Here is a 24,911-nt window from a genome sequence, read left to right on the forward strand (position 1 = left end):
GCAATCATGGCGAAAGCCACGGTTGCGGGGCCGCTTCAGGATACCGGGCCAACCTTGAGGGGACGAGCCGGGACAGGGCGTGCGCCCGAAGGGTTGCCGCCGGCACCCCTATCCCAGGGCGCCAATCCGCTCCATAGCGCGCTCGGCATCGGCCCGCTCGCCGAAGGCGGTCAGGCGCACGTACCCCTCGCCGGCCGGGCCGAATCCGGCCCCGGGCGTGGTGACGATGGCCGCCTCGCTCAAAAGCCGGTCGAAGAACTCCCACGAACCCATGCCCTCAGGGGTCTTGCACCATATATAGGGGCTGTTCACCGCCCCGTACACCGTGTAGCCCGCCGCCTCCAGGCCCGCTTTGACAAGGCGCGCGTTGGCCCGGTAGTAGGCGATGGTCTCGTCCACCTGGCGAGCGCCCTCGGGCGTGTAAATCGCCTCGGCTCCCCGTTGGATAACATAGGAGGCGCCGTTGAACTTGGTGCACTGGCGGCGGTTCCACATATCGCGAAGGCTCGCCCCCTCGCGCACGAGCGCGCGGGGCACGACGGTGTAGCCGCAGCGGGCCCCGGTGAAGCCGGCGGTCTTCGAGAAGGAGCGGAACTCGATGGCGCAGGTTTCGGCGCCGGGCACCTCGAAGATGGAGTGCGGCACATCCGCGTCCACGATGAAGCGCTCGTAGGCCGCATCGAACATGATAACGGCATCGCAGCCGTTGGCGTAGTCCACCCAGGCCTTAAGCTGGTCGCGGGTGAGCACTGTGCCGGTGGGGTTGTTCGGGCTGCACAGGTAGATGATGTCGACGGGCGTCTCGGGCAGCGCAGGGCAGAAGCCGTTCTCGGCCGTGGTGGGCATGTAGACGATGCGATCCCAGCGCTGGGCATCTCCGTCGTAATCGCCGGCGCGCCCGGCCATGGCGTTGGCGTCCACGTACACCGGGTACACCGGATCGCACACGGCGATGACGTTGCCGGCGGAGAAGATGTCGCCGATGTTGCCGCAATCCGACTTGGCGCCGTCTGAGATGAAGATCTCGTCGGTGCTGATATCCACGCCCCGCGCTGCGAAGTCGCCTCGGGCGATGGCCTCGCGCAGGAAGGCGTAGCCCTGCTCGGGCCCATATCCGCGAAACGTCTCGGATGCGGCCAGATCGTCGACGGCGCGGTGCATGGCCTCGGTGACGGCGGGCACGAGCGGCTGCGTCACATCGCCGATTCCCATGCGGATCAGCTCGGCGTCGGGATGCTCGGCGACAAACGCCGCCGTGCGCCGCGCGATCTCCGAGAAGAGATAGCTTCCCGGCAATTTAGCGTAGTTCTCGTTGACATGGGCCATGGCCGTACCTTTCTCGCGGTTTCGCCCATTGTAGGCGCGCCATGTTACCCGCAGGTTTCGATCATCTGGAACAGGTCGGAGACTGTCCCCGCGAGCAGCCCGCCGGGCAATGCGAGGTGACGCGGCCGCGGTGGGCACCAACGGGGCCGGCCCGCACGCAGCCAAGCGGCAGCGAGGCTCCTGCCAGGCCGCAGCGTGCAGCCTCCCCGCGCGGCCAAGGAGAAGCTGTAAAAGCAAACAGGCTCCGACATCATGCGATGTCGGAGCCTGATTCCAAGCTGGTCGGGTTGACAGGATTTGAACCTGCGGCCCCTTGACCCCCAGTCAAGTGCGCTACCAAACTGCGCCACAACCCGTTGGTGCTTTTGGGCTCGTGCCCAAACAGCTTGATTATAATAACCTTACCCCTTGAAGTTTGCAAGAAGAATTTTTCAAATTTGTCCCAACGGCGCATCCGGCGCGCATGACGCCGGGAGTCCCCTCACAGCCCCAGCCGTTCAGCCAAAGCGCGAAGGGCCTACGCCCCCGATTGGTTCACCAGGTCGATGAGCTCGCCGCGGGTGTGGATGTCCAGCTTCTGGTAGATGCGCTTGGCATGGGACTTCACCGTGTTCTCCGAGACGAACAGACGCTCCGAGATGGCGGGCATGGTATGGCCCTGGGCCAGCAGCAGGAAAATGTCGCGCTCCCGCAGGGTGAAGCCGTAGCGCTCGGCCACGGCGGCGCACCGGGCCGCGAGGGCCTCCTCGGGACTTGTTCCCGCGCCGGCGCCGCCCTCCCCCGCCGACCCGCTCGCCGGCGCTTCCCCGTCCCGCGCCGCGCCGTCACGGTTGCGGAACAGCAGGAGGGCGGCCAGGAGCAGCAGGTACACCGACACGAGGGCCACCGTGGTCAGAGTCAGGTCCCCGGGGCGGATGCTCGCGGCGTTGGCGAAGCCCACGAGCGTGCCCCCGAGGGAGGCGGCCGTGGTGATGATCTGGGCCAGGGAGAACAGCAGCACCGGCGAGATGCGGGTGCACCGAGCCCCGTCGGCCATCATGCACCAGAGGATCAGGGCCGCCACCATGGAGCCCACCTGGGCGAAGGCGTTCACGATGCCGCCGGCGGCGTTCCAGATGAGGGGCAGCAGCAGAAAGCCCGCGGCCGACAGGGGCAGGGCCACCGCGTACAGGCGCCCGAGGTTCAGCGGCTTGCGCACCAGAAGGGCCGGCACGAGCAAACAGCCGATGGCCACCGCGCTCGCCCCCAGCGACGTCTGTTGGAACGCCCCGAGCGAGAGGTCCTGCTGGCCGGATATCTGGAGCATGAGGCCGCCCATGAAACAGAGGATGGCCGTACCGAGAAGCGGGTGCCACAGGCTGCGCCCGAGATCGCGGAAGGCCGGGGCCGAAAAGCCGAAGTCCTCCTCGGCCGCGCGCCCGTCCAGGGCCCGCTTGGCGCAGAGGACGGCCACGAGGAAGATGAGGGCCGACAGGGGCAGCACCGCTGCCGGTGCCACAAAGGTGAACACCCCGTAGAGCACCAGACTCGCCCCATTGCAGACCGTCACGTATATGTAGACGGCCCGCAGGCTCAGCGTCGCCGAGAAACGGGCCCACAGAAGCAGCGCCATCAGATCGGCCGCACCGAGCAGCGCTCCGGCCAGGGCGAGCCAGGGGCCCGTGGTGGCGGCGGCCACCGCGCCGGCCACTTGGAAGACCATGGCCAGCACGAGAAAGCCCACAAGAGCCAAGATCGCGCAGGTGCCCACGAGCACCCAGGTCACAGCCTGTGCGCCCAGAGAGCGGCCGCGGCGCAGCATCCCGTAGACGACCGGGGCCGCCACGGCAGCTGCGGCCATGCGCCCGCCCATGGCGGCACCGGAGAACAGCACGCCCCCGTCGTGGCCGATGGCAACCGCCGGCGACAGCAGCGTGGCGGAGTGGAAGGCCACGAAGCTGAACACGAGGTACAGCCCGTAGCCCGCGGCGAACAGCGCCTCGCGGCCGGAAAGGCCGCCTACCATGTCTCTGATTCGTTGCACAAGTATTTCCTCCCGGGGCCAGTATAGAGGTTTCGCGGGAACGGCCCGGCGGAAACATCGCAGTTTCCGATGATTTTCCCCGAGGCCGCGCGAGAGGCGCCGACACATCTGTTCGGCACTATCGTCCCTGTTCAAGACTATGTTTCATCCCCGCTTCACCTGAATCGTGTGAGGCCTGCGCCACCAGTTCGCGCCAGATTTCACCCGCTGCCTGGTGAAGATGGGCGCCCCGTTTTCCCGTAGAGTGCCTCTCGTCAACGGACGCGGAGAGGCCGCGTCCCCCACGAGACCCTTAAGGGAGGGAATCATCATGGATCAGAATCTCAGCCGTCGCGCTTTTTTGGGACTGGGCGCCACCGCCGCTGCCGCGGCCGGCGCCATGGGGCTTGCCGGGTGCAGCCAGCCGCAGGGCGCCACATCGACGCCCGCCACGGGGGAAGCCGCCACGGCCCCTACGGCCCCGGCCGATTTCGTGCCCAACTTCATGACCGCGCCGGCCGTACCCGAGAACATCGCTGAGACGAAGGACTGCGACGTGCTCGTCATCGGATTGGGCCTGTCGGGCTGCGCGGCCGCCAAGGCTGCGGCCGAGGCCGGCGCGAAGGTCATCGCCGTGGAGAAGTCCCCGGAGCTGGCCGCCGTGTCCATGGCCGGCGACTTCGGCGTCGTGGGCTCGCAGATCCAGAAGGATCTGGGTATCGAGTGGGCCGGCAAGGACGTCATCGTCAACCAGCTCATGAAGGACATGTGCTACCGCCCCACCCCCGACTTCCTCGGCTACTGGTACGACCATTCCGGCGAGGACTTCGACTGGTTCGTGGAGGGGGCCGACTTCGAGGTGCTGAAGAGCACGGCCGCCAACCAGGAGACCGACAAGCCCTGCTACATCCGCCCGAAGTGCTTCCCGGCCCTGGAAGGCTACGACTACACCACTGAGTACTACCCCTACTTCCACGGCACCATCACCACCAACCCCAACATGCAGTGGACCCTCGAGGCCGCCGTGGCCGCAGCCGAGGCCATGGGCGCCGAGATGATCTACGGCACCTGGGGCGAGCAGCTCATCACCGATGAGAGCGGCAAGGTCACCGGCGCCTACGTGCACGACGCCGACGGCGCCTACACCCAGATCAACGCCAACGCCGTGGTGCTCGCTACCGGCGACTGGGGCAACAACCAGGATATGCGCGACTACTACATCCCCTGGGCCAACGAGTTCATGAGCTTCTACACCACCATGGACGCGGCCGGCCAGGTGGGCAACACCGGCGACGGGCACCTCATGGGCCTGTGGGCCGGCGCCCACATGGAGCTGGGGCCCCACGCGCCGATGACCCACCACATGGGCGGCCCCCTGGGCGTGGATGGCTACCTCCAGCTCAATATCAACGGTGAGCGCTTCATGAACGAGGACATCCCCGGCCAGAACATCGCCGACCAGCTCTCCCGCGTGCCGGCCGGCCCGAACCCCATGAGCGGCGCCAACGACCTGCGCTCCTGGCAGATCTTCGATGCCAAGTGGCCCACCGAGATCGACAAGATGCCCGACGGCCACGGCTACGTGAACCACTTCATTCCCGCCGAGGAGGTGGACGCCTACGCCACCGTGCTCTCCGGTTTCGGCCTGGGCTACACCACTAAGGCCATGGTGGAGGGCACCGAGGGCCTCATCGTGGCCGACACCATCGAGGAACTCGCCGAGAAGTGCGGGCTGCCCGTCGAGACCGTCGTGGCCTCCGTCAACCGCTACAACGAACTGTGCGCCGCCGGCCACGATGCCGACTTCGGCAAGGATCCGCGCCGTCTGTTCCCCGTGAGCGAGGCCCCCTTCTACGCCTACCCCTTCGGCAGCGCCGGCATGCTCGTGCTCATGGGCGGCCTGGAAGTGAACAAGAAGCTCCAGCCCCTGAACGCCGAGGGCGCCCCCATCGAGGGCCTGTATGCCACCGGCAACGTCCAGGGCGGCCGCTACCTCGTGGAGTACCCGGTCACCGTGGCCGGCATCTCGCTGGGCACCGCCCTGTCCTTCGGGCGTTTGGCCGGCATGAACGCCGCCGGCGCCGACATCGAGGCGAAGAGCCAGGCTTAGGGCCCTGCCGCAGGCGGGAGCGCGCAACCGCCCCACTCGCCCCAAAGCGCCATCCCCGCAAGCGCCCGCTGCTCCCCTCCCGCAGCGGGCACTTTTCCGTTTCCCAATGGCAGTAGCCGAATGCCCCTATTTGAGTACGTTCCAAAAAAGTGGACAAAAACGGCTCGAGTGAGCTCTGCGCCGACGCTTTTCTCGCTATGAATGCGATCTGGGATGGCCTTCTGGCTACGCGAGGCGCATTTTTTACTGAAAAACTAGGTGAGGCAGCCCTCTGCGAGCTCACTCGAGCCGTTTTTGTCCACAATATCGAAAAATGCTCGCATTGAACCGCCGGCCCCTTGCAAACGAGGGCGCACCCGGGCGCCCTCGTACAACATCAGTTATGAATAGCGCGAGGCCGTACCGCCCGCGCCCGCCGCCTAGCGCTCAGTGCCGTCGCCGAACAGCAGGTCGTGCTCCAGGCCCGTGAGCTCGCTGCGCGCCTGCTCCCGCAGGTTGTTCAGGCCGGCCAGGTACTGGCGGTAGAGCACCACGGTAAGGTAGCGCCCCTCCCGGGTGAGCGTCAGCTCGTCAGCGTTGTCGGTGGCAAAGGCGCCGTTGGCCCGCATGAAGGCCATCTCCACGGGCAGGCCCCGCTCCACCGATACGCCGAAGTCGCGCTTGAACTCGTGCTTATCGAAGCGCAGGCTGTACAGCTGCAGCAGGAACTTGTAGCGCATGAGATCGCGGCGCGGCAGGTCGGTGCAGCCCATGAGCGGCAGGCGCCCCTCCCCTACGATCTGCGCGTACTCCTCTAGGTTGAAGGTGTTCACGAACAGGTTGTCGCCCAAATGGGTGATGGAGCCGCTTCCCACGCCCACGCACTCCTCGTAGGCCACAGCGTACTCGTCCACCTCCAGGTTCTGACGGCGGCGCAGGTTCTCGTCGAGCCGGTTGAAGGTCCACAGGGTGCGGCGCTCGAAGAAGGGCGCCTCGCCCTCGTTCAGAATCTCGTCCAGAATATAGTAGAAGCGGCGCTCCTTGTCGTAGTCCATCTTGCCGAGGACGTTCTCCATCTTCCGCGTGGTGGCGTTGGACTGGTACAGGGGCGAGAAGGTGGTCTGGTGGCACCCGCAGGTGGCGATCTTCTCGCAGTCGTTGATGAGGATGTCCTCGGTCTGGGACGGGAAGTTGAAGATCATGTCCACATTGAGCGACTCGAAGTACGGGGCCGCCTCGCCGATGCGCTCGAAGATCTCCTCGGCGCTACCGTACTTCTCGTAGCGGTCCATCTGGCGCAAGAGCTCGTTGTCGAAGGACTGCACGCCCACCGACAAACGCTGGATGCGACCCTTGAGCTTATCTAGATACGAGGGGATGAGGTGGTTCGGATTCGTCTCGGAGTTCACCTCGCGGATGGAGAACAGGTCGCGGGCGTAGTCGATGGTCTCGCACAGCTCGTCGATATCCACCGTGGGCGTGCCGCCGCCGATGTACGCGCTCTCGAAGTCGTACCCCTTCTCTTTCAGAAGGCGCATCTCCTCCCGCAGGGCCTTGAAGTAGGCCCGGGCCCGCTCCTCCCGGTAGGGGAAGCGGTTGAAGGAGCAGTAGGGGCACAAACGCTCGCAGAAGGGCACGTGCACGTAGAGCGTGTAGGCACGGCCGGGCACCGGATCGGGCAAGGTGCCCGAAGGCACCGGGTGCAGCGCCAGGGTCTTGTCGGTCATGGAACGAACCACCGTGGTGAGCAAGCGCTCTGAGAGCATGGGGAAACCTCCTGGTTGGTACAAGCGTAAGGGGCATTGTAGCACGACCGGGAAGGTAAGGCTTGACCTGGCGGGAGAGGTTGTAGGGAATGTCCACGGGCAGCGCGCGACAGTCAGGGCGGCCGCGGGGCGCACGGGGACGCACCGTACCGCCGGCAGTCGGCGCGGGCGGGGCGCAATGGGGCGGGAGGATTCCAACAAGGGCTCCGGGAAAAGCCGCCGGCCCTCTTTCCGGGGAAGGGCCGAGGGCCGGCGGCAGAACGGGGAGGCTCGAGGGGTGCCTAGAGGTAGGCGTCGACGTCGGTCTTCTCCCAGGTGGCCAGCACTGCCTCGCCCCGGGTCTCGGTGGCAGCCGCCGCGCCGGCGATCTTGCCGAACACGAGGGCCTGGATGAGGCCGTTGCCGCTCATGTAGGCCGCGCCACCGCGGGAGGAGAAGCCCTCGGTGCAGCCGCCGGCGGCGTAGAGCCCCTCGATGAGGCTCTTGTCGGCCCGCAGCACATGGCCGGCGACGTCGGTGGCCATGCCGCCCTGGGTGTGGCGGATCTCGCCGGTGAGCTTCACCGCATAGAAGGGGGGCTCGAAGGCAGCGGGCAGATGGGAGCGGTTGAACTTGTCCATGCCCGCGGGAATGGCCTCTTGGTAGGCGGCAATCGTCCGCTCCAGCTTGGCGGGATCGGCGCCGATGGCCGCGGCCAGTTCGACGGCCGAGGCGGCCGTGGCCACGATGCCCTCCTCTTCCCATTCCGCGAACTTCGCGCTCTTCTCGCGCTGGATGTCGGTGAAGACAAGGTACCCGATACCGTCGGGCTGGGCGAGCACGTGGGGCGACAGCTCGGAGTAGCCGCCGTACTCGTTCATGAAGCGGTTGCCGTCCCGGTTCACGATGATGCCGCCGTTGTTGGCCACGCCCTGTTCCAGGGTCTTGTCGTTGTCCACCCCGTGGAAGGCGTGGCCCTGGTAGGCACCCATGTTCTGCAAGTCGGCGCCGAGCTCGGCGGCCCAGAGGATGCCCTCGCCGGTGGCGCCGGGGGCGACCACCTTCACGGCGGGAACGGCCTCGGGGCAGTACTGCTCGAGCATGTCCGGGTTGTTGGCGAAGCCGCTCGTGGCGAGCACGGTGTTGCCGGCGAAGATGGCCACGGCCTCGCTTCCCCGCTTGCCCCAGGCGCCCACGACCGCATCGCTCTCGTCGTCGAGCACGAGCCCCTGCATCTCACAGGAGAGCAGCGTCTCGATGGCGCTCTCGGCCTCCATGCTGGCAATGAGCGCGTCGGTCAGCCCCGCGCCGGCGCCCTCGGTGGTGTGCATGCGGTAGGCGGTCTGGCCGAAGTAGAGCGCGTCGTCCACGGACCAGACGGCCCCATGGCCCTCGGTCCATTCCACGATGTCGCGGGACTGCTCCACCACGGTGTACACCAAATCGGGACGGACGCTGTAGTTGCTCGGCCGCATGATGTCCATGACGCAGGCGCCGATGCTGTCGCCATCCTCCTTCGCGAGCTGCTGGGCGGTGCCCACGGCCGGAATCTTGCCGCTGGAAAGCGTCGTCGCGCCCCCGAGGGCGGAGGTCTTCTCGCACAGGATGACGCCCGCCCCCTGCTCGGCCGCGGCCAGGGCCGCGCACAGCCCCGCCCCGCCGCCGCCGATGACGAGCACATCGGTCTCCAGGGCGGTGCGGTCGGCCACCTCCGCCGCGCGCTTGGCGTAGCGCAGCGCCAGGGCTTCCCCCGCCGGTGCGCCCTCGGCGGGGGCGGCTCCCCCGGCGGCCGGAGCGCAAGCGGCCAGGGCGCCGCCCGAGGCCAGTGCCATCGATCCGAATGCCAGGCCCTTCAGTACGTCTCTACGGGTGAAGTTTCCCATTGTCTCCCCTTCTCTTCCAAGCCGGGCCCTCTGCCCGGCGACGGAGAAGACTATACGGGGCAATCCCTGGCGGCGAAAAGAAACACTTTCGGGCCGTCATGCGCAACGCCGCCCATTGCGCTTCCCCATCTTCCCTGGTCAAGGCCCTGCTGCCCTTCCGTCTTCCCGGGCCTGGCCGCCCGAGAGAACGGGCAATCGCTTGCGCAGCCGGGACACTTCTCCTATATTTGGGCCCCGAGGGGACCCGCATGGGCCCGGCATCCGCCATGAGCCGAGGGAGGAAGACCATGGCACTGTTTCGCCTGAGCGCCGAGCAGCGGCGCTACTTCTACGCACTGTGCGCGACGCGCAACATCACCAAGGCCGCTGAGAGCCTCTATCTGTCGCGCCAAGGACTCTCCCGCAGCATGCGCGGGCTCGAGCGAGCCGTGGGGGTGACGCTCTTCGCCCGGGGCAAGCACGGCGTGGAGCTGACCCCGGCCGGCCAGATGCTCCTGCGCCACTTGCAAGAGGAGGACCGGGCCTGGGAGGCGTGCCTGGAGACCATCCGCGCCCTGGAGGGCGACGGGTGCGAGACGGTGCGGGTGGGGCTGCTCAGCATGTTCGTTGGCTACGATCAGAAGCGGCTGCTGCTCTCGCGCTTCGAGGAGGACGAGGGGCTGCGCCTCGAGATCGTCGACGGGGACCACGACGCCTTCTGGGAGGCCATCGCCGTGGGGGACCTGGAGTGCGCCATCACCATCCGGCCGCCGGACCATCTGGGACTGCCCTCCATCAAGCTCGCCGACGACACGCTCTCGGTGCTGCTGAGCTGCGACGACCCCCTCGCCCGCAAGACGGCGGTGGACTTCGCCCGCGACCTGCGCGGCAAGACCGTCGTGCAGACGAGCCCCTACAAGGGGCGGCTCTACGAGACCATCTTCCGGAACCACGGCATCTTGAGCGAGTCCATCCTCCATGACCGCAATCTCATGCTGGCCCAGGTGTCCTGCCGCCACCAGTGCTTCATCATCCAGACCGCCTACGCCCGCGAGCTGACGACCGACGAGGTGTGCCGCCGGCCCCTCGTGAACGCGCCGCTGGCCATGGCGTCCCACTTCGTCTTCCGGCCCGACCTGTCCGAGCGGGCCCTGCGGGTGGCCCGGGAGCTGCTCAGCGGCTTCTCCAAGGCGGAGGAGCTCGATGCCTACCTGGCCGCCCGCTCCCCCGCCGAGCCGTCGCCCACGTAGGGGGCGAGCACCGAGGCCAGCACCTTCAGATGGGCTCGGGACTTGTTGAGGCAGGGCACGTAGACGAAGGCCTCGTCCTCGCCGATCTGACGGTGAGCCCCCCGACGGAAGCCCTCGGCCGCTCGCTTCATCGACGCAGTCCGGGCAACGTCGCGGTGCGCCTCCAAGTGCGCGTCGCAGTGGGCGGCGCGCTTGCCGGTGTTCTCCAGAGCGCCGGGTTCCTCGTCGGCATCCACGATCTCGCCAGCCAGGGCCGCGCGGTAGATCGGCTCCAACTCGTGAGGCACGTCATAGAGGGTCTCCAGACAGTCCACGGCGAAGTTCGGGCACACCATGAACAGGCGCCCGTCCCCTTCGGCGGCCTGGGCCAGACGCACGAGGGTCGGCCGCGTGAAGGGGGAAAGCCAGGTGCGGCCCTTGTCGAAGCGGCTCTGGTAGCTGATGGTCCAGCTGCGACGATCGAGCCCCAGCTCGCCGGCGACGGCCAGGGAAGTGGCCCCGGTCTGCAGCTCGTAGGTATCCCCCGCCTCGATATCCTTCAGCGGAATGGAGTGGTAGGAGAACAGCAGTCGGTCGCCCCGCTCCTCGGAAAAGCCCGCGTTGCGGATGGAGGCGGCAATGGCCCGCACATAGACGGGATTCTCACCATAGTTGTCGACGAAGTCCACCTCGCCCTTGAAGTGGGCGCGGCGCACGGCCCGGGCCAACCCGTCGGCTACCGAGGCCGTAGTGGACAGGGCCGACTGCGGGTACATGGGCAGGGCCACGATGCGGGTGCACCCGGCCTCCTTCAACTCGCGCACCGCCTGCTTCAAGGTGGGCTTCCCGTAGCTCATGGCCGCGCGCACCTCCACGGGCATACCCTGCTCGCCGTAGTAGTCGGCCAGGCCCTGTTCCAGGGCCCCGTAGGCCACGGCCATGGGCGATCCGGCGGCCGTCCAGATGGCGCGGTACTTCTCCGCTGAGGCCCGGGAGCGCTTGCCCAGGATGACCGTGTGCAGCAGCAGCCACCACACGGGCCGCGGCATGGGGCAGATGCGCGGGTCCATGAGGAACTGCCCCAGGTACTTGCGCACCGCCTTGGGGGTGGGGGCGGCGGGGGTGCCCGTGTTCGCGATGATGACGCCCACCTTGGGGGTGGCCGGAACGGCCTTCTTCTTAGGCACGGGGCACCTCTCCTTCCACCGAGGGTACGGGCGCCGCCTCCATGAGGGCGGCCACCTCCCGCCCGGCCTCGGTCTTGCCGAGGGAGCGGGGCGCGAGCGCATCCAGAGCCTCCCGCAGATCGCGGGGCAGCTGGTCCGCGAAGGCGAGGGGCTCGCCGGTCACGGGATGCTCGAAGCCGATGCTGTAGGAATGGAGGAACTGGCGGCGCAAGCCCAGCTGGGCCCGCTCATCGCGGGGCCCGTGGGCGTTGTAGACCGGATCCCCCACGATGGGGTGGCGCGTGTACTGCATGTGCACGCGGATCTGGTGGGTGCGGCCCGTGAACAGCTTGCACTCGATAAGGCTGTAGCCGTCGTCCTTGGGCCCGTGCTCGAAGCGCTCCAGCACACGGAACGTGGTGATGGCCTCCCGAGCGCTCGGCACGTCCCGCACGGCCATGCGGCAGCGCTCGTCGGCCGACCGGGCGATGGGGGCGTCGATCATGCCCGTGTCGTGGGCCATGATGCCGTGGACGAGGGCGAGGTAGTGGCGGTCCACGGCGCGGTCCTGGATCTGGGCCATGAGCTCACGGCCGGCCTCGTCGCTCTTGGCCGCCAGCATGAGCCCGCTCGTATCGCGGTCGAGACGGTGCACGATGCCGAGGCGGTCGGCCTCCTCCCCTTGCACGTTGCAGAGGTTCTCCTCTCCGCAGTGCCAGATAAGGGCGTTCACCAGAGTGCCGTGGCTATGATCCACCGAGGGGTGGCACACGAGCCCCACCTGCTTGGACAGCACAAGCATGTCATCATCCTCGTAGCGGATGTCCAGATCGATGGGCTCGCCGTAGACCACGACGGACTCCGGCTCGTCGTCGGCCTCGTAGACGACGGTGTCGCCGGCGGCCACGGCGTGCTTCTTGGAAACCGTCGCGCCGTTCACGAAGACCCGGCCGTCCTCGATGGCCCGGGCCGCAGCCGAGCGAGAGCCGTAGAGCCCCCGGGCGGCGCAGAGCGCGTCCAGACGCGAGCCCGCGTCGTCAGCGCCGACGATATGGCAGAGGGAACGGGCCATGTCACTCACCATCCTCGGGGCGGGCGGGAGCCGGGCCACCCTCGCGGCGCGCAGACCACAGCATGCCGCCGAAGAACAGGACGAAACCGCAGGTGACGCCGATGTCGGCCACGTTGAAGGTAGGGAAGCTAATGAAGGTGGTGTCGATGAAGTCCACCACATAGCCCAAGGTGAAGCGATCGAGGGCGTTGCCGAGGCCGCCGGCCACGATGAGAGCGCAGCCCAGCACCTCGGCCCCGTTCGCCCGCCGGGCCACGAGAACAAGGTAGGCGGTCAGGGCCGCGCACACCGCCAGGGAGAGCACTCCCAGAGCGAAGGTGGAGTCGCCGAACATGCCCCAGGCGGCGCCGGTGTTGTGGGCCACGCGGAACTGGACGAGCCCCAGGAAGGGCCCGGCCACGACCGAGCCCACGGGAAAGCCGTTGAAGTAGGCCTTGGTGGCGATGTCGGTGCCGAGCCACAGCACCGCCACCGCGGCGAACAGTATCAGGTTGCGGCCCCGCAGCGACCGCTTGTCCGTGCCGACCGCCACTTACTCGACCCCGTAGCCCAGAACGTCCAGGGCATCGCCGCAGCGCTCGCACACGTCGGGGTGCACCGGGTTGCCGCCCAGGGTGCGGATGTTCCAGCAGCGCGGGCACTTCTCGCCCGCGGCCACGGTCACCGTGGCGGACACCTCGTCGTCGGCGCCTTCCTCGAAGGCCACCGAGGCCACGATGAACAGCTCCTCGAACACGGCGGCATCGAAGGTGCGGGCCGTGGCCACCACAGCAGCCGGAGCGCACACCACGACGGCGGCCTCCTGGCTCTTGCCGATGATCTTCGCCGCGCGCGCGTCCTCCAGGGCCTTGGTGACCACCTCGCGCACGGCCATCATCTCCTCGAAGGCGGCCACAGTCGCAGCGGCCCCGCCGGGCACGGCCGGCGTGAAGTCGGTCGGGCGCGGCCAGCCGGCCAGCTGCACGGAGGCGGGACGGCCCTCCTCGGCGCGGAACGCCGGCGGGAAGTGGTCCCACACCTCGTCGGTGGTAAACGACAGGATGGGGCTCATCACGCGCACGAGCACCTCGAGGATGTTCATGAGCACGGTCTGCACGGCGCGGCGGCGCACCGACGCGGGCGCCTCGGCGTAGAGGCGGTCCTTGGTCACGTCCATGTACACGGCCGACAGGTCGTTCACGTAGTCGTAGAGCGCACGGTATACGCCGTTGAACTTCAGGGCCTCGTAGGACGCCTCCACGTCGGCCAGCAGCTGCACGGTGCGCACCATCTGCCACTGGTCGATGGGCTCAAGCTCGTCCCAGGCCACGAAGTCGGCGGGACCGAAGTCGTCCAGGTTGCCCAGCAGGAAGCGGAAGGTGTTGCGGAAGCGGCGGTAGGCATCGGACACCTGCTTCAGGATGCTGTCGGAGATGGACACGTCCTGGGAGTAGTCGCAGGAGGACACCCACAGACGCAGCACATCGGCGCCGAACTTGTCGCAGACCTCGGCCGGGTCGATGCCGTTACCGAGCGACTTCGACATCTTGCGGCCCTCTTCATCTACCGTGAAGCCGCAGTGCATGACCGAGCGGTAGGGCGGCACGCCGTAGGCGCCGATGGAGGTGAGCAGCGACGACTGGAACCAGCCGCGGTGCTGGTCGGAGCCCTCCAGGTACAGATCGGCCGGGAAGCGCAGGCCCTCACTCTCGCGGTGGCGGCACACGCTCGTGTGGGACACGCCGGACTCCCACCACACGTCCAGGATGTCCTTCTCGGGCACCAGCTCGGTGCAGCCGCAGGCCTCGCATTTGGTGCCCCGGGGCAGGTACTCGGACGGCTCCATGGTGAACCAGGCATCGGCCCCCTTGGTGTTGAACAGCTCGATGACCGCGTCGAAGGTGGCCTCGGTGGCTACCGTGCTGTTGCACTTGGCGCACTTGAACACGGGGATGGGCACGCCCCAGCTGCGCTGGCGGGAGATGCACCAGTCGGGACGCTCGGCCACCATGGACCCGATGCGGTTCTTCGCCCAGGCGGGCACCCAGTTCACCTCGGAGTTGATGGCCCGCAGGGCGTCCTCGCGCAGGGCGTTCTTGTCCATGGACACGAACCACTGGTCCGTGGCGCGGAAGATGACCGGCTGGTGGCAGCGCCAGCAGTGCGGGTAGGAGTGGTTGATCTTCTTCTCGGCCACGAGGGTACCCTGCTCGCGCAGCCAGTCGATGATGACCGGGTTGGCCTCGTCAGTGGACAGGCCCGCGAACTGGCCGGCCTCGTCGGTGAACACGCCGTTGTCGTCCACGGGCATGAGCAGCGGGATGTCGAACTCCAGGGCCACCAGGTAGTCGTCCTGGCCGTGGCCGGGGGCCGTGTGCACCGCACCGGTGCCGGTGTCCAGAGTGACGTGGTCGCCGTAGATGACCGTGCCCTGAATGTCGTGGCGCACCGGCGCCGTGTAGGTGAGGCCGAACAGCTGCTTGCCCTTCAGGGCCACGGGCTCGCCCGCGCTATCGCGCACGAAGTCGTAGCCCTCCCAGCCGGCCACCTCGGCCACGGTCTCCACCAGCTCCCGGGCCATGATGAGGTTGCCGTCGGGGGTGGTCACCATGACGTAGTCGGCCTCGGGGGCCAAGGACACGGCGGTGTTGGCCGGCAGCGTCCAGGGGGTGGTGGTCCAGATGAGGAGGAAGGCGTCGCCGGCGGCCCCGTTGGCCTCGAAGATGCCGGGCATGGCGTCCAGCTTGAACTTCACGTAGATGGAGGGGGACACCTCATCACCGTACTCGATCTCGGCCTCGGCCAGAGCGGTGTGGCAATTCGTGCACCAGTGGATGGGCTTGCGGCCGCGGTAGACCGAGCCTTTCAGGTACAGGTCCTTGAACACCTCCACGTTGCCGGCCTCGTAGTTCGGGATGAAGGTGAGGTAGGGGTGCTCCCAATCGGCGTTCACGCCGAGGCGCTTGAAGCCCTCGCGCTGGATGTCCACGTACTTCTCGGCCCACTCGCGGCAGAGCTGGCGCAGCTCGGGCTGGCTGATCTCGGCCATGCGCTCGGGGCCGATGGTCACCTCCACCATGTGCTCGATGGGCTGGCCGTGGCAGTCCCAACCGGGGATGTAGGGAGTGAAGTACCCGCGCTGGGCATGGCTCTTCACCACGAAGTCCTTGAGGATCTTGTTGAAGGCGTGGCCGATGTGGATGGGGCCGTTGGCGTAGGGCGGCCCGTCGTGAAGGATGAAGGGCTTGCCGTCGGCGTTCTTCTCGAGCACGCGGCGGTAGATGTCCATCTCGCGCCAGGTTTCCAGGCGCTTGGGCTCCTTCTCGGGCAGATTGCCGCGCATGGCGAAATCAGTCTGCGGCAGGTTCATCGTGTCCTTGTAGTTGTTTGCCACCTTGACTCCCTATCCTTCTCGTCCGGGTTCCAGCGTATCGGTCAGGGCCCGCACGCAGGGCCCGTATGGGTAACTGGTCAAGTATACGGCAACGAGACGCGCCCGTGAACAGCCGCGTCCCTCCCCTGCGCGGAAAAACCGCGGGCGGGGCCGGGACGCAGCCGATCCGAGCACCGGCCGAGCGGGGCCGCACCCCCCGATCCGGGAAGGCGGCGGGCCGCGCCGCGCGCCCACGGCCGCAGACCGGCCGTGCGCCCCAACAAGGAGCAGGAAGGTTACCGTTTCAATTCCCGCCTCTTTCCCCTATCACGACAGGGTATCCATGGGCTAGAATAGCGCCAGCGACAAAACGGGCCGCGCAGGAGACAGCGGAACCGAAACCCCTGATAGGAGCATCCATGAGCTTTGCCATCGTCACCGACTCGTCGAGTAATCTCACCGAGGAGATCATCGACCGGTTCGACCTGTCCGTCCTGCCCCTCACCTTCATGGTGGACGGCGAGGAGTACCGCAGCTACCTCAAGGGCGAGAAGACCGACCTCGCCCAGTTCTACACCATGATGCGCGAGGGGAAGGTCATCACCACGTCGCTGCCGAACCTGCAGGAGTCCCGCGAGACCATCGAGGCCCTGCTGAAGGCGGGCACCGACGTGCTCTATCTCGGCTTCTCCAGCGGACTTTCCGGTACCTACCAGGCCATCGAGCTGCTCCTGTCGGAGCTGGCCGGGCTCTACCCCGAGCGCACCGTGGCCTCGGTGGACACCCTGGCGGCCTCCGGCGGCCAGGGACTGCTCGTCACCTACGCCGCGAAGATGCGCGAGCAGGGCGCTTCCCTGACCGCGGTGCGCGACTGGGTGGAGGATCACAAGCTGCACCTGGCCCACTGGTTCACCGTGGACGATCTCATGTTCCTGTTCCGCGGCGGGCGGGTGTCCCGCACGGCGGCCTGGGCCGGCACCATGCTCAACATCAAGCCGGTCATGCACGTCGACGACGAGGGGCACCTCATTCCCCTGGAGAAGGTGCGCGGCCGTAGGAAGTCCCTCAAGGCCCTCGTGGACCACATGGAGCAGACCGCCGATGCGCCCGTGGCCGGCCAGACCGTCTACATCACCCACGGCGACTGCCTGGAGGACGCCGAGTACGTGGCCGGCCTGGTGCGCGAGCGCTTCGGGGTGACCGACATCATGATCAACTGGGTGGACCCGGTCATCGGCGCCCATTCGGGCCCGGGCACCATGGCCCTGTTCTTCCTGGCCAGTGAGCGCTAGCCTCCCCTCCCCCCCGCTCGCTTTCGCCGGCCCCGATTCGCCTCCCCCCCCCGGAGCCGCGGATCGGAGCCGTTTCTTTTTCGCCGTCCCCTTCACTAGAACGGTTGTTCGATGCTACAATGGGGCCATGGAAGATTTCGACGACATTCCCCTGCCGCCCTGGGAGGGCCCGGCCATCCTGCTCGTGGATCTGGACGCCTTCTTCGCCTCGGTGGAGCAGCTCGACCATCCCGGCTGGCGGGGCAAGCCCGTCATCGTGGGCGGTGATCCGCACGCCCACGGGGTGGTGTCCACCTGCTCCTACGAGGCCCGGGCCTTCGGCGTGCGCTCGGCCATGGCCGCCTCGCTCGCGCGGTCGCTGTGCCCCGACGCCATCTGGACCCACGGCAGCTTCCACCGCTACCGGGAGGTGTCGGCGGCCATCATGGCCATCCTGCGCGACGAGACGCCCCACGTGCAGCAGGTGTCCATCGACGAGGCCTTCATGGACGTCTCCCCCACCGCCGTGAACACCGAGCATCCCGTCGCCATCGCCCGCCGCATCCAAAAGCGGGTGGCGGCCCTCGGGGTCACCTGCTCCATCGGGGTGGGGGCCACCAAGTCCGTGGCGAAGATCGCCTCGGACCGCGACAAGCCCCGGGGACTCACCGTGGTGTACCCGGGCACCGAACGGGCTTTCCTGGGGCCCTTGCCCGTGCGCACCATGAGCGGCGTGGGGGCCGCGGCCGAGCAGGCCCTCCTCGCCGCCGGCGTGCGCACCCTGGAGGAGATGGGAGCCGCCGAGGCGGCCCTGCTGCGGCGGGTGTTCGGGAAGAACGGCGAGATGATGCGCGATCGGGCCCTCGGGCGCGACCGCTCGGCCGTGGAAGAGGACGACACGGTGAAGTCGGTCTCCAACGAGGTCACCTTCGCCGAGGATCTCACCGAGCGCGCCGATATCGAGGCGGCCCTGTCCACCATCGCCGCCAAGGTGGGGCGCCGTCTGCGGCGCAAGGGGCTCGCCGGGCGCACCGTGGCCATCAAGGTGCGCTTCTCCGACCGCACCACCCACTCGGTGCACCGGTCGCTGGCCGCCCCCACCGACGACGACATCGCCCTCATCCCCCTGCTCCACGCCATGATCGACGACCTCTGGCTGCCCGGGGCCCGGGTGCGGCTGCTCGGCGTGGCCGTGAGCAACTTCCGCGAGGACGCGGTGGTGCAGGAGAGCCTCTTCGACGGGGGCGCCTTCGAGGAGGACCGGGCCGAGGCCGCGCCGCTCATCGGGGACGCGGCCAAGCGCCGCGATCTTCTGCGGGCCACCGATGCCCTGCGCGACCGCTTCGGGGACGACACGGTGCGCTTCGGCTTCGAGCTGCGCAACGCCGGCAACACCACGGGCAGCTCGTCGAAGAACGTGGAAGATTACAAGTAGCGAGGGCTCCCTAGGAGCGGTTCAGACCGTAGAGCTCCACGAGGCCGCGCAGGCCCAGGCTCTGATCCACGGCCGCCTCGTGGGTCATGAGGGCGGCGATGGCCTCGGCACCCCGCCCCGTGAGCACCACCGACGTTGAGTAGCCGACCTCGGCCCAGATCATGGCGATGAGCCTGTCGATGCGGGCCACCTCCCCCATGACGATGCCCGACCGCATGGCCGTCTCGGTGGTGCGGCCCAGCAGGGTGCGGGGCGCGCGCAGCCCCACAGCGGGCAGTTGGGCCGCCCCCTCGGCCAGGGCCGCGGCCCCCAGGCCCATGCCCGGCGCGATGATGCCGCCCTTGAAGGACCCCTCCCGGTCGAGCAGCTCGAAGGTGGTGGCGGTGCCCATATCCACCACGAGCACCGGCGCGCCCCAGGTGGACTTCGCGGCCACCATCTCGGCCACGCGGTCGGCCCCCACCGAGGCCGGATCGGCGAAATCCATCTTCAGGCCGCTCTTCAGCCCCGGTCCCACGGTAAGCGGGCGTGTGCCCGTCAGGCGCCGGGCCGCCTCCACCCATACCTCGGTGAGGGCCGGGAACACCGAGGCGATGATGGCGCCCTCGGCCAGGGGCGCCCGCTGCGGCAGGGCCGTTCCATCGAGAACTGCCCCCGGCTCCACGGTCGCCAGGCCACGGGTCGCGGCATCGTAGAAGGTCATCACGGCGGCCACGGCCTCATCGGGTGTGCAGCCCGCATCGGTGCCGACCGACCACTGGGCCGCCAGCACGCCATCCACGGCCAGACCGAGCCGCGTGCGAGTGTTGCGAATGTCGATGGCCAAGAGCAAACTCATCTTTTCCCCTATCCCCCATGTTCCGATATCACTGGTTCGCCCCAGGAAGTCAGCGAGGTTCCGACAGGTGCCTGGAATTGTGCTGAACCGCGGCTGAGCGGCCTTCGGGCCGTGAGGGAAAGCGGTGAAGCGCAAGGCCGGGTGCCTGTCGGAACCGCAGCGTCGGCGTTCCCGTCGTTGCGTCAGCAACGACGGAACAATTAGTTGAATTTGAAAATCTTCTGGGCGATCTGGTAGCCCTTGAGTCCAATCTCCTCGCCGGCCTTCGTGGGCAGGTTCGTGGCCAGGTTCAGAGCGTTGGAGCGCACCCGCCGGTACAGCGAGGGGTTCTGCTCCTTCAGGTAGGCCCAAATGCCCTTCAGATCCTCCTCGTCCTGCTCGCCGCCGCGCATGCGCAGAAACACCGAGCAGATGCACATCATCATGGACAGGTAGTTGCGCAGGTAGTGGCGCAGATGGCGCTCGCGCACGGCCTGGGGATCCACGTTGTCGATCATCTGGCGCGTGACGCGCAGCTGCTGGTCCATGCGGCCCATCATCACTTTCTCGTTGACCGACTGGTCCTCGCGCCCGATGAAGTAGCGATAGGCGTCCACGTTGAAGTAGCGGATGGTGCGCACGTGCACGAGGGGCTCGTAGACGAAGATGTTGTCCACGTAGAACGTGTGCTCGGGCAGGGTGAGGCCCATCTTGCGCAGCATGTCGGCGCGGTAGTACACCGAGTGCATGAGCAGGTACTGGGAGGGCAGGAAGGTGCCCACCTCGTGCCAGCCGAACTCATAGCCCTCGGGCAGCACGTTGGCGTAGCCCATGACCTTCTGCACGCCCTCATCCACCTTCTCGTAGACGTAGTTGGCCACCACCATGTCGCAGGGCACCGGCGCCTCCACCTGGCTGCGCATGTACTCCATGAGCGGCTGCATGGCGGCCTCATCGAGCCAGTCGTCGGAATCCACCACCTTGAAGTAGAACCCCGTGGCGTTGGCAAGGCCCGTGTTCACCGCGCCGCCGTGGCCCTTGTTGGGCTGGTGGATGGCCCGCACGATGCCGGGGTGCTCCGCCTCCCAGCGATCGGCGATCTGGGCGGTGTCGTCCTTCGTGGAGCCGTCGTCCACCAGCAGAATCTCGATGTCCTCGCCGCAGGTCAGAAGCGTTTCCACGCAATGGTCCATGTAGGCGGCGGAGTTGTAGCAGGGAACGGCGAAGGTGATGGTCTTCACGGCGAAACCTCCTAGAGGGCGGGCGTGGCGGACGAGACGGCGTCGGGAGCGGCCGCATCGGGATGATCGAGGGACCACAGGATGCGGTCGGCGGCGGCCAGGGCGTCCACGACCACCTTGTCCATGTTGAAGTAGCGGTACTCGGCCAGACGGCCCAGCGGGTAGAAGTTCGGCAGGGCGTCGGTCAGGCGGCGGTAGCGCTCGTAGAGGTCGGCGTTGTCGCTGTTAATGATAGCGTAATAGGGAATCTGAGTCGCGGGATCCTCGTAGGCCCGGGAGTACTCCTTCATGATGGTGGTCTTCGAGCCCTTCTGCTCGGTGAGCCACTTGAACTCCGTGACCCGGGTGTAGTCCTCGGTCACCGTGTAGTTCACGGTGCCGGCGGGCAGATGGTAGTCCTCCTCAAAGGTCTCGTAGACGAAGTCCAGGGAGCGGTAGGGCAACCGGCCGAAGCGGGCCAGGAACAGCTCGTCGAGCGGCCCGGTGTACACGATGGGGCCCTCGAAGGCCTCGCCCTTGATGCGGATGGCGGTCAGGGGCGCGTCTTCCGCCCCGCTCTCGAACACGAGCTCGAACACGGACTCGGCCTCGGTACCCAAGCACACAGTAATGAGATCGTGGCCGAGCATCGCCTCGAACAGGCGCGTGTAGCCGTCCACGGGCATGCCCTGGTAGGTGTCCTGGAAGTAGCGGTCGTCCCGGGAGATGAACACGGGCACCCGCGCCGTCACCGACGGATCCACTTCCTCGGGGGTGAGGCCCCACTGCTTCTGGGTGTAGTAGAGGAACACGTTCTCGTACACGAAGTCGGCCACTTCCGCCAGCTCCGGGTCCTCTTGCGCCCGCAGCTCGTTGATGGTCACCTTCCGCTCGTCGCCGAAGGTGGCGATGAGCTTCTCGATGAGGCGGGCGGCCTTCTCGGCGCCGAAGGCGATCTCCATGGAGTTCTTGTTGAAGGGCACCGGCATGTAGGTGCCAAACCAGTCGGCGAGCACCTTGTGCTGGTAGCCCGACCACTCCGTGAAGCGGGCCAGGTACTCGTAGGCCTCTTGGCTGTTGGTATGGAAGATATGCGGCCCATAGCGGTGCACGAGGATGCCGGCCTGGTCGTACTCGTCGTAGGCGTTGCCGGCGATGTGATCGCGCTTCTCGATGACGAGCACCCGCAGCCCCCCTTGCTCGGCCAGCTGACGGGCCGTCACGGCTCCGGCGAACCCGGAACCGACGACCACCGCGTCGAAGTCGGCGATGTCGATGGCGCGAAAATCGGCGTAGGTCACTGCCATGGGGGTAACTCCTCGCTCTGGATCGGTGGATGATGGCGCACCCGGCGCCCCATAGATTAGTTCGCCCGTTATTGTACTCAACCCCCCGCCATCGGCGGAAAGGTTCACATACAAACCGAATATATGAACCTCACGCCGGCCGGGCCGGGCCGCGGGCCCAGGCGCGGGGCCGGCGGTGCCCTATGATGGGAGCCGTCACATTCCCCGGGGAGAAAGGACCCGCCGTGAGCGCATTCCTCGATACCATGATCGCCCAGGCCAAATCCGACAAGAAGACCATCGTGCTGCCCGAGGGCAACGATATCCGCACCCTGAAGGCCGCCGAGGCCATCCTCGCCGACGATATCGCCGCCGTGGTCATCCTCGGGGACCCGGCCGAGATCGCCGCGGCCGGCTGCGCCCTCGACGGCGCCCGCATCGTGGACTTCCGCACCTCCGAGCTGCGGGCCCCCTACGCCGAGAAGCTCGCCGAGCTGCGGGCCAAGAAGGGCATGACCGTGGAGCAGGCTCTCGAGCTCATGGACAACGAGCTGTACTTCGGCATGATGATGGTGAAGACGGGCGAGGCCGACGGGCTGGTGTCCGGCGCCTGCCACTCCACCGGCGACGTGCTGCGCCCGGCCCTCCAGATCCTGAAGACCGCCCCCGGGGCGCAGATGGTCAGCTCGTTCTTCATCATGAACGTGCCCGACTGCGATTTGGGCCACGAGGGCACCTTCCTGTTCTCCGACTGCGGCCTGGAGGTGCAGCCCGATGCCGAGCGCCTCGCCCAGATCGCCATCAACGCTGAGGCCGCCTGGCGTTCGCTCATCGACGGCGCCGAGCCGGTGGTGGCCATGCTCTCCCACTCCTCCTACGGGTCGGCCAAGAACGACGACGCCGACAAAGTGGTGCGGGCCACGGCGCTCGTGAAGGAGCTGGCACCGGAGCTGGCCGTGGACGGCGAGCTGCAGCTGGACGCCGCCATCGTTCCCGAGATCGGTGCGGCGAAGGCCCCCGCCTCGCCCGTGGCCGGCCGCGCCAACGTGCTCGTCTTCCCCGACATCGACGCCGGCAACATCGGTTACAAGCTCGTGCAGCGCCTGGCCAAGGCCGAGGCCTACGGCCCCATCCTCCAGGGCATCGCCGCCCCGGTGAACGACCTGTCCCGCGGGTGCTCCGCCGAGGACATCGTGGGCGTGGTGGCCATCACCGCCGTCCAGGCCCAGGGCCGCTAGCCGCTGCCCCCCACCCCGCCGCCGTTCCGACATCGGAAGGTGCCTGGCTTTCTTGCGCCCCTTTTCTGCGCTGCGCCCGGTCAAAGCGTAAAAAAGGGGCGCCTCGCCTCTAGCGGCCCCCATCCGCGTCAATGCCGAACAGGGTGAACAGCTCGGCGCGGCTGTGGACGTCGAGCTTCTTGTAGACGTGGCGGATATGGGACTTCGCCGTGCCGTTGGCAATGACGAGCTCGGCGGCCACGGCGCTGGCCGACTTGCGCTGGAGCAGCAGGACGAGCACCTCCTTCTCCCGCTCCCCCAAGTTCCGCGCAGCTGCCATGGCATCCACAGCATCGCGGTAGGAGGCCCCCGGATCCCCGTCGGGACACCCCTCGTCACCGGTTCCGAACAGCTCCTCGGAGCGGCGGGGCGTTGCGCCCCGGCGCATGAGGATGACCGCAGCGCCATTGGCCACGAGAACGGCGGCCAGCACGAGGGCGTCGGACGTGAAGCCATCGATGAGCGAGCAGGCAGCCATGACGCACCGTCCCACGATGCAACCGGCGGCGAAGGCAACCATGAGTCGCAGGAAGGCCAGGGCCCCGGCCCGATCGTCTCTCGGGGTGGCGGCGCAAAGCAGCACTACAGCATAGGCTAGGAACAGAAACATGCCCAGGGCCGCCAGATCGAAGGACAGCGCCGGATCCACCTGCAGCGACGATGCCGTAATGGTGGCCATGACGATGGCAGGCACCGCGATATTGGTGAGCGGGAAGGCCGCGACGTTCACGAGGAGCACGATGGCGCATACGAGCAGCAGCGGCGCCAGAAAGGCGCCGGCGGCAAAAGAGGCATCCGCACCGCCCTTCCCAGCAAAGGAGATAGCGATAATAAAGGCGAGGCTGAACAGGAACACCGCCGACACCGGATAGCGAAAAGGCACCGTCGAGGGCGATGGGGCGCCTCCTTCGGGGTCCGCGACCGGGCTGTTGCCAAGGTCTCGCAAACGCCGGCTCAGCACAAGGGTAGCAACAAGGAGCAGCACCCCCATGCAAACGCAGATCTTGACGCCGGCCAGCCCCGTGAACACCCAGATGACAAACGACGCAAAGGCCGCCGCTAGCATAATGTTCCACACCACGGCCGAGGGCGGCAGACCCGCATGCGCCCGCAGCCAGGAGACCATGGACAACGGCAGGTAGATACCAAAGATGGCCCCGCAGACCCAGTCCATCACCGCCGGCGATTGAAATCCCAGACCGAATATGACGCAGTAGAGCACGAGGGTGACCTGCACGAGGAGGGCCAGCACCCCCAGGGCCCGGGGGCCGGGAAGCGACCCCCGCCGCCGCAGCCGGAAAAGGAGCAAGACAGCCGTGAGCAGCTCGGCGCCGTAGGCGGCATCGGTGTAGGAGACCATGAGGGCCGAGGTGTGCCACATCGCCGGCCAGAAGTACACCTGCCCCACAAAGGCCAGGTTGCAGGCTAGACCCACGAACAGGCCCACGGCGCTCACCGTCTGAAATTGCTGCTCGAATCCCCGGCGCAGGGCCGCGCCCGTCTTTCGCAATGGTCCCATCGCTCCCCTCCTCAATCAGCGCTCCCATGAAACCACAAGACGCCCGTTCGCACCAGCGGCAAATCGCTAACCCACCGGTGGGTTAGTAGGGTGGGTTAGCGACCCGGGCCAGCAAGTTCCACCCTCGCTGACCCCCTCTTTACCCATCACGGTAACCCCGATAAAGCCGCTATGGTAGCACTGCGGCTCGGGGAACGGCTCCCCTGGCCATCGGAATCCCCAAGAGTCCTAAGCCGAAAAGTA

The 24,911-nt window shown here is 67.4% G+C and carries 17 protein-coding genes and 1 tRNA gene; 5 read left to right on the plus strand and 13 right to left on the minus strand.

Going from position 1 to position 24,911, the window contains the following annotated elements; translation table 11 throughout:
* Positions 1 to 108: 108 nt before the first annotated feature.
* The 3 genes from ACTOXK_RS08140 to ACTOXK_RS08150 all read right to left on the minus strand — a co-directional run bounded on the left by ACTOXK_RS08140 (position 109) and on the right by ACTOXK_RS08150 (position 3,349).
* Positions 109 to 1,326 carry an LL-diaminopimelate aminotransferase gene (locus tag ACTOXK_RS08140; protein ID WP_482277757.1) on the minus strand — a complete coding sequence of 406 codons (1,218 nt, stop codon included), beginning with the start codon at positions 1,324 to 1,326 and terminating at the stop codon, positions 109 to 111.
* Between the two features lie 279 nt (positions 1,327 to 1,605).
* A tRNA-Pro gene (locus ACTOXK_RS08145) sits at positions 1,606 to 1,682 on the minus strand.
* A 161-nt stretch (positions 1,683 to 1,843) separates the two neighbouring features.
* The gene (locus ACTOXK_RS08150; protein WP_482279893.1) at positions 1,844 to 3,349 is read right to left on the minus strand and encodes a helix-turn-helix transcriptional regulator; all 1,506 of its coding nucleotides are present in this window, start codon (positions 3,347 to 3,349) and stop codon (positions 1,844 to 1,846) included.
* A 310-nt stretch (positions 3,350 to 3,659) separates the two neighbouring features.
* Between ACTOXK_RS08150 and ACTOXK_RS08155 the strand changes: the two genes are divergently transcribed.
* Positions 3,660 to 5,438, plus strand: coding sequence for an FAD-dependent oxidoreductase (locus ACTOXK_RS08155; protein ID WP_482277759.1), 1,779 nt, complete (start codon positions 3,660 to 3,662; stop codon positions 5,436 to 5,438).
* 419 nt (positions 5,439 to 5,857) lie between these two features.
* On the opposite strand, the gene ACTOXK_RS08160 is transcribed toward ACTOXK_RS08155, so the two are convergent.
* Both ACTOXK_RS08160 and ACTOXK_RS08165 read right to left on the minus strand, forming a co-directional pair.
* Positions 5,858 to 7,183, minus strand: coding sequence for a coproporphyrinogen III oxidase family protein (locus tag ACTOXK_RS08160; RefSeq protein WP_482277760.1), 1,326 nt, complete (start codon positions 7,181 to 7,183; stop codon positions 5,858 to 5,860).
* A 281-nt stretch (positions 7,184 to 7,464) separates the two neighbouring features.
* A complete protein-coding gene (locus ACTOXK_RS08165; protein WP_482277761.1) occupies positions 7,465 to 9,045 on the minus strand; it encodes an FAD-dependent oxidoreductase in 1,581 nt (526 codons plus the stop codon).
* 287 nt (positions 9,046 to 9,332) lie between these two features.
* Between ACTOXK_RS08165 and ACTOXK_RS08170 the strand changes: the two genes are divergently transcribed.
* The gene (locus tag ACTOXK_RS08170; protein ID WP_482277762.1) at positions 9,333 to 10,274 is read left to right on the plus strand and encodes a LysR family transcriptional regulator; all 942 of its coding nucleotides are present in this window, start codon (positions 9,333 to 9,335) and stop codon (positions 10,272 to 10,274) included.
* On the opposite strand, the gene hemH is transcribed toward ACTOXK_RS08170, so the two are convergent.
* From hemH to ileS, 4 genes are read right to left on the minus strand one after another with little or no spacing between them, the layout of a single operon-like run.
* Positions 10,232 to 11,440 (minus strand): ferrochelatase, encoded by a 1,209-nt coding sequence (hemH, locus tag ACTOXK_RS08175; protein ID WP_482277763.1) that lies wholly within the window; start codon positions 11,438 to 11,440, stop codon positions 10,232 to 10,234. The genes ACTOXK_RS08170 and hemH overlap by 43 nt on opposite strands.
* Entirely contained in the window at positions 11,433 to 12,491 is a 1,059-nt protein-coding gene (locus tag ACTOXK_RS08180; protein ID WP_482277764.1) for an RluA family pseudouridine synthase, read from the minus strand. Before ACTOXK_RS08180 ends, hemH begins: the two co-directional genes overlap by 8 nt.
* A gap of 1 nt (position 12,492) precedes the next feature.
* Positions 12,493 to 13,023 (minus strand): signal peptidase II, encoded by a 531-nt coding sequence (gene lspA / locus ACTOXK_RS08185; protein WP_482277765.1) that lies wholly within the window; start codon positions 13,021 to 13,023, stop codon positions 12,493 to 12,495.
* The gene (ileS, locus tag ACTOXK_RS08190) at positions 13,024 to 15,864 is read right to left on the minus strand and encodes an isoleucine--tRNA ligase (RefSeq protein ID WP_482279894.1); all 2,841 of its coding nucleotides are present in this window, start codon (positions 15,862 to 15,864) and stop codon (positions 13,024 to 13,026) included.
* 398 nt (positions 15,865 to 16,262) lie between these two features.
* On the opposite strand from ileS, the gene ACTOXK_RS08195 reads away from it, so the two are divergent.
* Positions 16,263 to 17,135 (plus strand): DegV family protein, encoded by an 873-nt coding sequence (locus ACTOXK_RS08195; RefSeq protein ID WP_482278488.1) that lies wholly within the window; start codon positions 16,263 to 16,265, stop codon positions 17,133 to 17,135.
* 127 nt (positions 17,136 to 17,262) lie between these two features.
* Positions 17,263 to 18,549, plus strand: coding sequence for a DNA polymerase IV (gene dinB, locus ACTOXK_RS08200; RefSeq protein WP_482278489.1), 1,287 nt, complete (start codon positions 17,263 to 17,265; stop codon positions 18,547 to 18,549).
* Between the two features lie 10 nt (positions 18,550 to 18,559).
* Here dinB and ACTOXK_RS08205 read toward each other — a convergent pair whose 3' ends face one another.
* The 3 genes from ACTOXK_RS08205 to glf form a co-directional block, all read right to left on the minus strand.
* Complete coding sequence (locus ACTOXK_RS08205; protein ID WP_482278490.1) at positions 18,560 to 19,387, minus strand: type III pantothenate kinase; 828 nt, start codon at positions 19,385 to 19,387, stop codon at positions 18,560 to 18,562.
* A gap of 200 nt (positions 19,388 to 19,587) precedes the next feature.
* Positions 19,588 to 20,607 (minus strand): glycosyltransferase family 2 protein, encoded by a 1,020-nt coding sequence (locus ACTOXK_RS08210; RefSeq protein WP_482278491.1) that lies wholly within the window; start codon positions 20,605 to 20,607, stop codon positions 19,588 to 19,590.
* An 11-nt stretch (positions 20,608 to 20,618) separates the two neighbouring features.
* Complete coding sequence (glf, locus tag ACTOXK_RS08215; protein ID WP_482278492.1) at positions 20,619 to 21,893, minus strand: UDP-galactopyranose mutase; 1,275 nt, start codon at positions 21,891 to 21,893, stop codon at positions 20,619 to 20,621.
* A 224-nt stretch (positions 21,894 to 22,117) separates the two neighbouring features.
* Between glf and pta the strand changes: the two genes are divergently transcribed.
* Positions 22,118 to 23,110, plus strand: coding sequence for a phosphate acetyltransferase (gene pta / locus ACTOXK_RS08220; RefSeq protein ID WP_482278493.1), 993 nt, complete (start codon positions 22,118 to 22,120; stop codon positions 23,108 to 23,110).
* A gap of 109 nt (positions 23,111 to 23,219) precedes the next feature.
* Here pta and ACTOXK_RS08225 read toward each other — a convergent pair whose 3' ends face one another.
* Positions 23,220 to 24,668, minus strand: coding sequence for a helix-turn-helix transcriptional regulator (locus tag ACTOXK_RS08225; protein ID WP_482278494.1), 1,449 nt, complete (start codon positions 24,666 to 24,668; stop codon positions 23,220 to 23,222).
* Positions 24,669 to 24,911 lie beyond the last annotated feature (243 nt).

Source organism: Adlercreutzia sp., assembly GCF_056795635.1.